This window comes from Candidatus Limnocylindria bacterium, from assembly GCA_036523395.1.
Lineage (GTDB): Bacteria > Chloroflexota > Limnocylindria > P2-11E > P2-11E > CF-39.
Map to the genome: position 1 here is coordinate 1 of DATDEH010000091.1, position 11,524 is coordinate 11,524.

Genomic DNA, 11,524 nt, shown 5'->3' on the forward strand with positions numbered 1-11,524 from the left:
GAGCTTGCCGCCTACGGGACATTCGCCGTCCTCTTAACAGCGGCGAGCCTTGCTCCCGGACCGGGGAGTGCGGCAGGCTCCGCGACGACCACGACCAGCTCGACGCCGACGGCAGGCAGCGCTTCCGCTCAGTCGGGTCTCACCGTCACGACGAGTCGTGGTGCGCTCCTCTTCGCCACCAAGGGCTGCACCGGTTGTCACACCCATTCCTCCTTCCCCAGCGCACGCATGCAGGTCGGTCCGGATCTCACCGCCGTCGCGGACCGCGCGGCGACGCGAGTCACCGGGCTCGACGCTCACGCGTACATCCGCCAGTCCCTGCGCGATCCTGGCGCGTATCGGGTCGCCGGCTACAGCGCGGTGATGCCGGACCTCGGGCTCACTGACGAACAGATCGACTCCATCACCGCGTTCCTGCTCTCGTCCGCACCTGATACCAAATATGAGAGCAGCGTCTTTGCGCACGGACACGGCCGCTAGCGAACGGTCAGCGAGCTCGGACAGATCTGGTGATATGCGCACTGCTGACAGGTCTTCACACCTTTGATCGGTGCCGCCGCGAAGGCGCGGTCGCGGATCTTCGCCGCGGTACTGGTCACAACGGTGCGGACGACGCTCATGTCTGTGTCGGTAGGCTTGATGACCCCGCGCTCGCCGGTCTCGAGGAAATGCAGGACGGCCTCCGCGGGTCTCGTGCCATACATCTTCTCGTGCGCCAAGGCGTAGAGCCGTAGCTGGAGATCTTGGTTCGCCGCCTGCTGAGGCCTGTCGCTTCCCTCATCGATCGCCGTCGACTTGTAGTCGACGACGCTGGCGCCATCAGCGGTCTGATCCACACGGTCCCACCGTCCGACGACCCGATCGCGACCGAGCATGAAGGAGAAGCGCTGCTCGACCAGATCCGGCGCGGGCTGCGAGCGCTCCTGCTCGTGGAAGCGGCGCAGCGCTTCGAGTCCCGCGGTGAATCGCTCGGTCTCATGCTCGGGACTGATGAAGCCCTCGGCGAGCCACGCCGCACGGAAGGTGGCCTGGAGATCCGCGAGGCTCGGCTGCTCCCCTTCCCGCTTGCGGCGGAGGTAGTCCTTCACCGCCTCGTGCAGCGCGAGGCCGTAGATCATCGGTGGAGTCGGAAGTACCGGGATCTGTAGGACGTGCTTGAACCGATACAGCAGCGGGCAGCGGCGGTAGTCGTCGATGTCGCTGTAGGACACGGTGAGGACGTCATCGGGACCGAGCGCGGGCAGCGGTGCGTCGGCCTCCTCGGCGGGGACCTGGAATCGCTGCAGCTCCTCATACGCCGCGAGCCGTGCCGAGATCCGCTCCGGCTGGCGTCCAAGCGCCTCCCCGATGAAGCGGCTAGGTCGGAACGCGCGCGTTCCGCCGTAGTCGACGGCGTTCGTGAAATAGAAGGTGTCCTTCGCGCGTGTCATCGCCACATACGCGAGACGACGCTCCTCGGCGATGTGATTCTCCCGCGACGGCGGGGGTGATTTCGCCAGCGCTTCCGGCAGGGGCAGGGCGTCGGCACGCATCGACCCCGGGATCCGCTCGTCGGTGCAGTGGACCAGGAACACGACGGCGAATTCCAGGCCCTTCGCCTTATGGACCGAGAGCACGTTGACGCGCTCGGTCGATGTTTCGAAGTCGGCTGCCACCGGGTCGTCTCCCGCTTCGCGCAGCAGCTCCAGGTACGGAACGAAGAACGACGCCCGGTCGGTCGGGAGCGTGCGAGCCGCGGAGTGGACGAGCCGAAAGAACTTCGCGACGTTCTGGCCCTGCTCCTCCGCCAGCGCCGAATCCGGGTCGAGGTAGCGGGCGAGGAGCTTCGAGCGCTCGAGGAACTCATAAAGGAGCTCGGCCGTGGTGAGCTCGGTGGCTCGCTGCGCGTAGGTGGCGAGGTCCTCGCATAGCGACTTCGCGGCCAGGGTCGCCTCGGCTGAGAACCCCGACTCCGCGCGTGCGACCTCCTCGAACACCTCGCGGAGCGGTCGCTGGCGCCGGCCGCTCGCTTCCGCCGCGCGTGCGAGCTCCACCGCGGGGAAGGCGTAGAGCGAAGAGACGGCGAGGTTGTAGACGTGGCGAGAGTCGGACGGCAGCGCGACCGCCGAGAGGAACGAGATCAGGAGCCGGATCTCCGGCCGCTCGTACAGCTGCCCGCCGCCGGAGAAGTGCGCGGGGATCTGCCGGCGCGCAAGCGCGTTGAGGAACGGCGTCGCGTCGCTGTTGTTCCGAACGAGGATCGCGAAGTCGCCGTAGCGGCGCTGGTGCCGGAGCGCCTCGCGAGCGATGACATCCGCGACCTGCTCCGCCTCGTCAGCGCCGCTCACCTTCTGGATGTGGTCGACCTCGACGTCGGCCGCCGCGGCGCGACCCACGAGGTGTTTGTCGATGCCGAGCGTCGTCTCAAGCCGCTCGGGGTTGTGCTGGATGAGGCGGTACGCCGCGTCGAGCAGGCCCTGCGACGAGCGGCGGTTCTGGACGAGCGTCACGATGGCGGCCTCCGGGTAGGCCCGCGTGAATGCGTCGAAGTTCCCGAGGGTCGCCCCGCGCCAGGCGAAGATCGACTGGTCGTCGTCGCCGACCGCGGTGATGTTCCGGTGCGGCTCGACGAGCAGCCGCAGCAGCTTGAACTGCGCGTCGTTGGTGTCCTGGAACTCGTCGACCAGCACGAACCGGTAGCGGTTCTGGAGCCGGCGCGCGGCTGCAGGGTGATCGCGCAGCAGCCGCAGGCAGAGCGCGATCTGATCGCCGAAGTCGATGACGCCGGCCTTCTCCTTCAGCGCGGTGTAGGTCTGGTAGACCGCAGCGAGCTCCTCCTGGGCGTCAGCATCGTCGGCGCGCACTTCTGCATCGATGCCATCCCCCACCGCGTCGCGCAGCTTCTTCGCGTGCGCGGTGTACTGGTCTGGCGACACGTCCTCGTCGCGCGCGCGGCCGAACAGATCGAGGAGCGCGCGGACATACTCGAGGGGATCTCCGGCCGGGCGATAACGCCGCAGCGGCAGGTCGTACAGATGCTCGCGAACGAAGATGACCTGCTCGGCGCTCGAGAGGACGCGCAGCTCGCCGGAACGACCGAGCTCGAGCGCGAACTCGCGGAACACCTCATCGCCGAAGCCGTGAAAGGTCTTGATCGCCGCGTCGTTCAGCCCGAGCGGCGTGTTGATGTCGACACGCTCCTGCATCGCCGCGGCGGCCTTCTCGGTGAAGGTGACGGCCAGGATCTCGTGCGGCTTGGCGGCGCCGGAGGCGATGAGATGCACGACGCGAGCGGTGAGCACATGCGTCTTCCCCGTCCCGGCGCCGGCGACGATCAGCAGCGGCCCGGTCCCATGCTCGACCGCGCGGCGCTGTTCCTCGGTCAGTCCGCCGAGGATGTTGGGCTTCGGCTCGCCGAGGCCGAAAGCGAGCTGCTCGGTCATCAGGGGGGTCGCAGGGGCTTCTCCACCTGCGATAAGGAGGTCGGAAGCACTTCGCTCATTTGTTCTATTCTACGCAGGGGCTGCGCCCCTTCCACCCCCGGCACGGTGCCGATCACTTCTCGGCGAGGCTTTCGGCGAGAGCGACGAGGGTCCGGACGGCCGGGCCCTGGGGTCCGCGCGGTGAATAGGCGCGGTCTTTGTCGGACCAGTCGACGCTCGCGATGTCGAGATGCGCCCACTCGGTCCCGTCCTCGACCGCGGCCCACAGGAAGGCGGCCGCCTTGATCGCGCCGCCCTCGCGGCCGGCGCTGTTGCGGATGTCGGCGACCTCGCCCTTGATCTCGTCCTTGTATTCGTCCGTCAGTGGCATCGGCCACACCCGATCCCCTGCCGCGCCGGCCACGCCGCGCACGGTCTCAACGAACGCGTCGGGCTTGCCGAAGAGACCGATGAAGTACGGCCCGAGGGCGATGCTCACGGCGCCGGTCAGCGTCGCGATGTCGACGACACGCCGCGCTCCCTCGCGCTGCGCGAAGGTGATCCCGTCGATCAGGACGAGGCGGCCCTCGGCGTCGGTGTTGATCACCTCGACTGTCTTGCCGCTCATGCTGGTGAAGACGTCGCCTGGCTTCGTAGCGCCGCCGCCGGGGAGGTTCTCAGTGCACGGCGCGACGCCGATCACGTTCACGTTCGGTTTGAGGCGGCCGATGGCAGCGAGGGCGGCTATGACACTGGCCGCGCCGGTCATGTCGGCCTTCATGTGATGCATGTTGTCGGCGGGCTTGATCGAGATGCCGCCGGAGTCGAAGGTGATCCCCTTCCCCACGAAGGCGATGTCGTACTTCGACGCGCCGCGACCATTCCCGTTCTTCCCGCGGCGGCCGTGATACCGCATGACGATGAAGCGCGGCTCCTCATGGCTGCCCTGCGCGACGGAGAGGTAGCTGCCCATGCCGAGCGCACGGCAGCGCTCGGCGTCGAGGACCTCGATCTGGACCCCGGCCTCTTTCGCCGCCGCACGGGCCTCGTTCGCAAGCAGCGTCGGCGTCATCTTGTTCGCCGGCTCGTTCGCGAGACGCCGCTGGAGATTCACCGCGTCGCCCACGGCCTCTCCGCGCGCGATCGCTTTCGTCGCGGGCTTCTCGGTGACGAGGAGCACGCTGTCGAGCGGCGGTAGGCGCCGCTCTTCCTCGCGCGTCCGGTGCGCCTCGGGCCGCCACATCGCGTACACGGCGCCCTCGACGGCGGCCTGGACGGCCCGCTCCTCACCGAGGCCGTTCGGCGCGATGAAGAGTGCGACCTTCTTGACGTTCGAGCGCCACAGCGACTTCACGCCGGAGGCCGCGATGTTGCGGGCGCGCTCGGCGTCGTAGTCAGCCGGTCGGCCCGCCCCGACGACGACGATGAGCGGCTCGCCGTGGTGCGAGGTCACGCCATACGGCCGGCCCGCGCCGGCTTGGCCCCTGGCGATGCGGTCGACGACGGTCTTGATGGAACGCGGCAGACCGGCCGGCGTCCCACCATCGCTGTTGAGCGGGACGATGATCGCATCGACCTGACCGAGCGCGGACGCGCGGACCGCACGGAACTTCATGGACCGTCCTCCCCTTGATGCGCGAATGAGGCGATGCGTTCGCGAGCCGCGTCCGGCGTGAGCACGAGGATGCGATCGTCGCCGTGACGGCGCGTCAGTCCGCGATCGTCGAGGAATTGTAGGAGCGGCAGAACGTGCTTGCGGCTCGACCCCGAGAGATCGCGCGCACGGGCGACGGTGATCGTCCCGCTCGCAGCAAGCTCGTCCACCACGACGCGCGCGAAGCGCTTCACCGCCGCGGGGAGGAAGACCGCCTCGGTGCCGATGCGCACGACGTCACCACGATCGGCGAGGGCCGCCACCAGCTCGCGGTCGAGGCCATGCTCCGCCTCCAGTTGCGCGGGACTTGGCGGCTGGAGCGGCTCCTTCGCAAGTGCCGCCCGTGCGTTCTGCCAGCGGTGCTCCTGGTCTTCGGACAGCTGCGGCCGGTGCGACGGCAGCGCGAGGGCACTCCCTCGCTCCGCGAGCCGTTTCTGCGCGACGAGCTGCTCGACCAGGGCATTGAAGCGCTTCGCGGGGAGTCCGAGCGCCGAGCGCACCTCCTCACGAGAAGCGCCGGCGCGCAGCGGCGTCGTGCGATGCGCCTTTGCGCAGATACGTTCCACGTGCGTCGCGAGCGCTTCGAACGCGTCGCGCGAGAGCAGCGCGTCGCCGAGACGAACGGCGCGACCATCGGCGACGACCTCATCCGTCGCCGCCTCGCGCTCGTCGGGGGCGAGGCCGCTTCGCTCCGCCGCTTCTGCCGGCGTGCGCGGCACGTCCAGCGACGCGAGGAGCCGCGACGCCGCCGACGGTGCGGTGCGGCGCTCGAGCGCCGCGACGGTGTCCGCGCGGCGACGCAGGCGGACCGTCGCGAGATCCGCGACAGCGCCACCGCCGATCGTTTCGGACGGCGACGGGCGCCGGACCACCAGGCGATCACCGACGGCGACCGCGACCGGTGTCGCAAGGCGCAGCTGCACCCACGCGGTCTCACCGGGCCCGATCTCGGTGCCCTCGAGCAGCGCGGCGTGAGCCATCGTCTCCGCCGTGCCGACGTGCACCTTGACCTCCTCGTCGTGCTCGAGCGCGGTGCTCGCGCCCGCCAGCAGCTCGAGATGCACCGCGATGAGCGTCGTCGTCTCGAGCGAACCTGGCCTCGCCACGACCATCCCGCGCGACACGGCGTCCTTGGCGATGCCGGAGAGGTTCGCCGCGACGCGGCTGCCGGGCCGCGCGACGTCGAGCGAGCGACGATGCGTCTGCAGGCCTCGGACGCGCGCACGGATGTCGCCCGGTAGCACAGCGACCTCGTCGCCGACCGCGAGCGAGCCGTCGAGCAGCGTGCCGGTGACGACCGTGCCGAAGCCAGACATCGTGAACGAGCGATCGACCGGGAGGCGCGGACGGCCGACGTCGCGCCGCGTGGGCGCTTCGCCGAGCACGCGCTCGAGCGCAAGCAGCAGCTCATCGAGTCCGCGGCGCGCCGTTGCGGAGACCTGGACGAGCGGCGCATCTGCGAGGGCTGTGCCCCGCAGTGCCGTGCGGACGTCCGCGACCGCGAGCTCCGCCCACTCATCGTCGACGAGATCGCGTTTGGTGAGCGCGATCACGCCACGATCGATCCCGAGCAGCCCGAGGATCGCGAGATGCTCACGCGTCTGCGGCATCACGCCCTCATCCGCCGCGATCACGAGTAGCACGGCGTCGATACTGCCGATACCCGCGAGCATGTTGCGGATGAAGTCCTGATGACCCGGCACGTCGACGAACCCGATGTCCCCGCCGCCCGGGAGCGTCACCCACGCGAAGCCGAGATCGATCGTCATGCCGCGCTCGCGCTCCTCCCGTAGCCGGTCGGGATCCATTCCGGTGAGCGCGGTGAGGAGAGTCGACTTCCCGTGGTCGACGTGTCCGGCGGTCCCCACCACGCGGACCGGCGTTGTCTCGTTCGTCACGGGATCGGAGTCGCTTCCGGCATAGGCGCGAACATCCCGAACAGCGCCGGCACGACCACGAACGCGAGCACGAGCATGAGCGCGATCCAGAGTCCGAGTGCGATGCCCGTTGCGACCGGTGGGAGCGGCGAGCGTTCCTTGTCGCCGGCTACCGGCGGACGGCGATGCATTCGATCTCGATGCGTGCGCCTCGCGGCAAAGCACTCGTGCCGACGGTCGAGCGCGCAGGCCGGTGCTGACCGAATCGCTGCGCGTACACCTCGTTCATCGCCGCGAACTCGGCGAAGTCGGCGAGGAAGACCGTGCACTTCACGACTCGGTCGAGGCCGCTCCCGGCCGCTTCGAGGACCGCCGCGAGGTTGTCGAGGACCCGCGCGGTCTGGATCTTGATGTCGGCGCTCGCCAGCTCGCCTGTCGCGGGGTCGAGCGCGACCTGGCCCGCGGTGAAGATGAGATCGCCGGTCGCGATCGCCTGGCTGTACGGACCGATCGCTTTGGGCGCTTTGTCTGTGGATACGCTTCGCAGATCCATTCGCTACTTCTCCCCCTTCGCGAGCGCGGCGGCGACCGCTCGCGCGAGCATCCCATCATCCTCCGGAGCGACGCTGCGCAGATCGAGGGCCGCGCGATCGTCCAAGATGCGCGCGACGATCGGCGGGTCCGCGGCGCGCAGTCGCGCGAGGATCTCGTTCGCCCGGCCATGTCGCGTTCCGATCGCGACCGCGCGCGACGGCTGTGTCTCCTCCGGCAGCGACCCGCCGCCGATGGTCGACTCCGTCTCGATCACGTCGCCCTCGATGCCCCCACTAGCCAGCTGAGTCGCGAGCCCGCGAGCGCGCCTCGCGAGAACGGTGGGGGTGGCCGCGATCATCCGCCAGACCGGGAGCTCGGTCTCCGCCCGGCCGTCGCGATAGAGCTCGAGCGTCGCGACGAGCGCGGCGAGCGTGAGCTTGTCGGGACGCACGGCGCGCATGAGCGGATGGGCGCGGAGCGCGCCGATGGCGGCCGCGCGGCCAACGGCGAGCCCGGCCTGCGGGCCACCGAGGAGCTTGTCGCCGCTGAAGGTGACGACGTCCGCGCCCGCGGCGATCGCCTCGCCCACCGTCTCTTCGCGCGCGAGACCGAAGCGCGACGTGTCGATGAACGTGCCGCTGCCGAGGTCGTGGATGAACGCGATGCCGCGCTCGTGCGCGAGCGATCCCAGCGACCGGTCCTCGGGCCGCGCGACGAATCCGGTGAGCTTGAAGTTGCTGGCGTGCACGCGGAGGATCGCCCCGGTCCGCTCGGTGATCGCGGCCGCGTAGTCGCGGACGTAGGTGCGGTTCGTCGTGCCGACCTCGACGAGCTTCGCGCCCGAACGGCGTAGGACATCGGGGATGCGGAAACCGCCACCGATCTCCACCAGCTCGCCGCGCGCGACGATCACCTCTTTGCGGGCCGCCAGCGCGGCGAGCGCCAGCAGGACCGCTGCGGCGTTGTTGTTCGCGACGACGCCGTCCTCAGCGCCGGCGAGCTCGGCCAGCAGTCGTGAGGCGTGGCCGTGCCGCTCGCCGCGGCGACCGGCCTCGAGGTCGTATTCGACGCTCACCGCACCTGAGGCATCGACGATCGCCGCGAGAGCAGCGGGCGCGAGCGGCGCGCGTCCGAGGTTGGTCTGCAGCACGACGCCGGTCGCGTTGAGGACGCGACGAAGCGAACGACGGTCGCGGTCGCGCAGTCGCCGGCGCGCGGCATCGGCCGCACCCGACTCATCGAGCGTCGCGCCGGCGGCGCGCGCTTCCGCGAGGACATCCCGCACGGCGCGCACGAAACGATCCCGCGGCAGGTCGACGTCGCCGGCCGCGCGCACGACCGCGTCGACCGACGGCAGCCGACGGCGCGCGTCCGTCGTCATCGCGCGAGCACCGTGAGCGCGCCGGGACGCATGCGCACCGCGAGCCTGCGGGCGCGCACCGGCTCGCCGTCGGCCTGCGTCGGGAGCTCACGCTCGAGCTCGACGTCGAGCGAGCGCCCACGGAACATACGGACATCGCGTCCGTTCACATGCGTGCCGCGATAGAGCTTGGCGAGCGCGACGAGCGACGACCACCGCCCCAGGTCACCGGCGACGAGGATGTCGAAGAGGCCGTCGTCGATCTTCGCCTTCGGCGCCACGTGCATGCCGCTCCCGAAGTGCGTGCCGTTCGCGGCGACGACGACGAGATGCTTTCCCTCGATGACCTGGTCGTCGATCACGAGGCGCATCGGCTGCGGCCGGTACGTCGCGATCGACACGAGCGCGCCGACGAAATACCCCAGCGCGGGGCCGACGACGCGAGCGCTCGCCTCGATGCGTTCGGCGACGTGGCCGTCGATGCCGACGCCGGCGGCGTTCACGAAGATCCTGCCGTTGACCTCGCCGACGTCGATGACGCGGCGGCGCGCGCCAGCGAGGAACCGCGCGATGTCGCGTCGCTTGCGCGGATATCCGAGCGAACGCGCGAAGTCGTTGCCCGAGCCGATCGGATAGAGCGCCATCGCGGTGCTCGTGTCCACCAGGCCGTTCGCGATCTCGTTCGCTGTCCCATCTCCGCCGACCGCGATGACGGTGCGGACGCCGTCGGCCGACGCTTCGCGTGCGATACGCGCGGCTTCGCCGGGTGCGGGCGTCTGGATGATCTCGACCTTGAACCCGGACCCCTCGAGCTCGCGCGCGAGATCCCTTCCCACGCGCGCGCCGGCTCCGTCGCCGGCCGCGGGATTCACGATCGCGAGCGTGTGCTCGGAGTGCAGGCTGATCACGATGTCGGCGCGAGCGCTTTCTTGATGGCGTCCTGCTCTTCGTCGGACAGCTGGAACTTCGAGCGACCGCTCTGGACCGGCTTTGCGAACACGCGCGTGTCGGTGCGGCTGTGCAGGCTGGACACGACGACGCCGTTGCCAAGCGAGTCGAGCAGCGCGATGGCGAACGACTGATCCCCGCCCGTGTCGGCAAACGGGTTGTAGCGGATCACCGCGACCTTTTGGATCGTCCGCTGACTCAGGTGCTCGAGCTCGTGATGGAGCTTGTTGAGCGCTTCGACGCGCTCGCTCAGGCTCTCGACGCGCTTCAGCTGGCGGTCGAGGATCTCGTCGATCCCGCCGCTCTCCCCCTCCGGGAGCACGCGACGCAGCCGGCGACGGAGCACCGCTTCCGAGCGCTGCAGCCACGCCACCCAGGCGCCGAGCACGACGACGGCCACGACGAGGGCGACGACGAGCAGCGAGAGCGTGCGTTCGTCGAGGATCATCGTCGCGGACGATAGCCGTTCCGATATGCTGGACGCTCCATGGCGCGACGGAACCGCACACGCTCACGCACGCGACGCGACGCGACGGCAGCGCGTCGCGCGACATCGCCGCGTCCAGTTGAGCGCGAGACCACGGCACGACCGACCGGGTACCGCGCGCGCGGCTCCGTAACGCGCCTTGGGTACTCGCGCGCCGCCGGTGCGCCGTCCGCGGCACTCGAGCGAGCGTCGCTCGTCGAGCGCGCGTTCGTCGCGAAGGACTTCCGCCGGCTCGCGATCACCGTTGCGGTCTCTCTCGCACTTCTCGTCGCCGCCGGTCTGGTGGAGAGCGCCGTCCTCGCTCGCTAGCGTCGTACACTTTTCACGCCGGGCGATTGGCTCAGCTGGTTAGAGCGCTGCGTTCACATCGCAGAGGTCGCTGGTTCGAATCCAGCATCGCCCACAGGAAAAGCGCCTCTCTTGGTCAATCAGCGGACGTCCCCCACCCTGACTATCAGTTCCAAGTCTCGTCGTGACGTGACAAGCCGCAGCGCTCGCCCATCACGGAACGTATAGGCCTCAGGGTCGCGTGGCGATCGCCTGCAGGTATGCGCGCTTCCACGCCTCGTCGAGGTCGCCGAACGCCTCGGGCGCGCCCGGCACGATCCAGATGTGGATCATCTCGGGCGTCAGCGGGACATCGATCGTGCCGATCGGGCACGTACCGAGCGGGCTCAGGAGACCGGCGAGTCCGGGCGGCGTCAATGAGAAACAGACGTGCTGGTGCGCGTGCCACACCGTGAGCGGGCCGCCGATCGTAGGACCGGGCTGACCGATCTTCGGCATGAGGAACATCGCGCCCATCAGGACCGGCCGCCCGTCCGGAGCGACCGCGTAGACGAGCGTTTCTGGGTGCGCCGGATCGAGGATGCGGTCGTCGTGCTCGTACGCCGGATTGGATGCGTGGAAGTCGATCCCGGCGAGGCCGTTCACGTGATACCCGTCCGCCGCGGCGACGGCCGGATCCGCGTACCGGGCCAGGGCGATGCGCGTCGCTTCGACGATGTCGGCCGCCGCCGCTCGCTCGGCCGCGGTGGCGTCGCGCGCCGGGACCGCGGGAAAGATCGTGCCCGGTGGAGGGACGCCGCCGGCGCGTACGTGATGTCCCGCGACCGCACCGGGCTCCGCCGCCGACGCGCGGAATGCGCCGATCCACGAGCTCGTCGCGGTGCCGAGCGCGAGGATGACGATGGCGACGCTTCCCGAGATCGACCGAAGCCTGCTCTGGCTCGGCGCGGGTCGGACGACGATGGCAAGCGCGAG

11 protein-coding genes and 1 tRNA gene are annotated in these 11,524 nt (G+C 69.8%); 3 read left to right on the forward strand and 9 right to left on the reverse strand.

The annotated features are described in order from the left end of the window. Positions 1–480: cytochrome c (locus VI056_12090; GenBank protein ID HEY6203768.1), on the forward strand; the 480-nt coding region annotated here is incomplete at its 5' end. On the opposite strand, the gene VI056_12095 is transcribed toward VI056_12090, so the two are convergent. The 8 genes from VI056_12095 to VI056_12130 form a co-directional block, all read right to left on the reverse strand. Further along, positions 477–3,422 carry an ATP-dependent DNA helicase gene (locus tag VI056_12095; protein HEY6203769.1) on the reverse strand — a complete coding sequence of 982 codons (2,946 nt, stop codon included), beginning with the start codon at positions 3,420–3,422 and terminating at the stop codon, positions 477–479. The genes VI056_12090 and VI056_12095 overlap by 4 nt on opposite strands. A 112-nt stretch (positions 3,423–3,534) precedes the next feature. Further along, the gene (locus VI056_12100) at positions 3,535–5,016 is read right to left on the reverse strand and encodes a leucyl aminopeptidase (GenBank protein HEY6203770.1); all 1,482 of its coding nucleotides are present in this window, start codon (positions 5,014–5,016) and stop codon (positions 3,535–3,537) included. Beyond that, a complete protein-coding gene (gene selB / locus VI056_12105) occupies positions 5,013–6,953 on the reverse strand; it encodes a selenocysteine-specific translation elongation factor (protein ID HEY6203771.1) in 1,941 nt (646 codons plus the stop codon). Before selB ends, VI056_12100 begins: the two co-directional genes overlap by 4 nt. Next, positions 6,950–7,123: a hypothetical protein gene (locus VI056_12110; GenBank protein HEY6203772.1), complete on the reverse strand. Its 174-nt coding sequence runs from the start codon at positions 7,121–7,123 to the stop codon at positions 6,950–6,952. The genes selB and VI056_12110 overlap by 4 nt, the downstream gene beginning before the upstream one ends. Then, positions 7,102–7,485 (reverse strand): RidA family protein, encoded by a 384-nt coding sequence (locus tag VI056_12115; GenBank protein HEY6203773.1) that lies wholly within the window; start codon positions 7,483–7,485, stop codon positions 7,102–7,104. The genes VI056_12110 and VI056_12115 overlap by 22 nt, the downstream gene beginning before the upstream one ends. A gap of 3 nt (positions 7,486–7,488) precedes the next feature. Beyond that, positions 7,489–8,847, reverse strand: a complete 1,359-nt coding sequence (gene selA / locus VI056_12120; GenBank protein HEY6203774.1) for an L-seryl-tRNA(Sec) selenium transferase — start codon at positions 8,845–8,847, stop codon at positions 7,489–7,491. Next, entirely contained in the window at positions 8,844–9,734 is an 891-nt protein-coding gene (locus VI056_12125; protein HEY6203775.1) for a diacylglycerol kinase family protein, read from the reverse strand. Before VI056_12125 ends, selA begins: the two co-directional genes overlap by 4 nt. Next, positions 9,731–10,222 (reverse strand): DUF4446 family protein, encoded by a 492-nt coding sequence (locus VI056_12130; protein HEY6203776.1) that lies wholly within the window; start codon positions 10,220–10,222, stop codon positions 9,731–9,733. The genes VI056_12125 and VI056_12130 overlap by 4 nt, the downstream gene beginning before the upstream one ends. Before the next feature lie 39 nt (positions 10,223–10,261). Here VI056_12130 and VI056_12135 point away from each other — a divergent pair, with 39 nt between their 5' ends. Continuing rightward, complete coding sequence (locus tag VI056_12135) at positions 10,262–10,570, forward strand: hypothetical protein (protein HEY6203777.1); 309 nt, start codon at positions 10,262–10,264, stop codon at positions 10,568–10,570. A 20-nt stretch (positions 10,571–10,590) separates the two neighbouring features. Beyond that, positions 10,591–10,664: transfer RNA gene (locus tag VI056_12140), tRNA-Val, on the forward strand. A gap of 116 nt (positions 10,665–10,780) precedes the next feature. Here VI056_12140 and VI056_12145 read toward each other — a convergent pair. Then, the coding region (locus VI056_12145; GenBank protein ID HEY6203778.1) for a hypothetical protein at positions 10,781–11,524 on the reverse strand (744 nt) is incomplete at its 5' end.

Bases quoted from the DNA above. Each gene is read 5' to 3' on its own strand.
- VI056_12095 (HEY6203769.1), bottom strand. From the start codon at position 3,422: ATGACCGAGCAGCTCGCTTTCGGCCTCGGCGAGCCGAAGCCCAACATC.
- VI056_12100 (HEY6203770.1), bottom strand. From the start codon at position 5,016: ATGAAGTTCCGTGCGGTCCGCGCGTCCGCGCTCGGTCAGGTCGATGCG.
- VI056_12110 (HEY6203772.1), bottom strand. From the start codon at position 7,123: ATGCATCGCCGTCCGCCGGTAGCCGGCGACAAGGAACGCTCGCCGCTC.
- VI056_12115 (HEY6203773.1), bottom strand. From the start codon at position 7,485: ATGGATCTGCGAAGCGTATCCACAGACAAAGCGCCCAAAGCGATCGGT.
- selA (HEY6203774.1), bottom strand. From the start codon at position 8,847: ATGACGACGGACGCGCGCCGTCGGCTGCCGTCGGTCGACGCGGTCGTG.
- VI056_12130 (HEY6203776.1), bottom strand. From the start codon at position 10,222: ATGATCCTCGACGAACGCACGCTCTCGCTGCTCGTCGTCGCCCTCGTC.
- VI056_12135 (HEY6203777.1), top strand. From the start codon at position 10,262: ATGGCGCGACGGAACCGCACACGCTCACGCACGCGACGCGACGCGACG.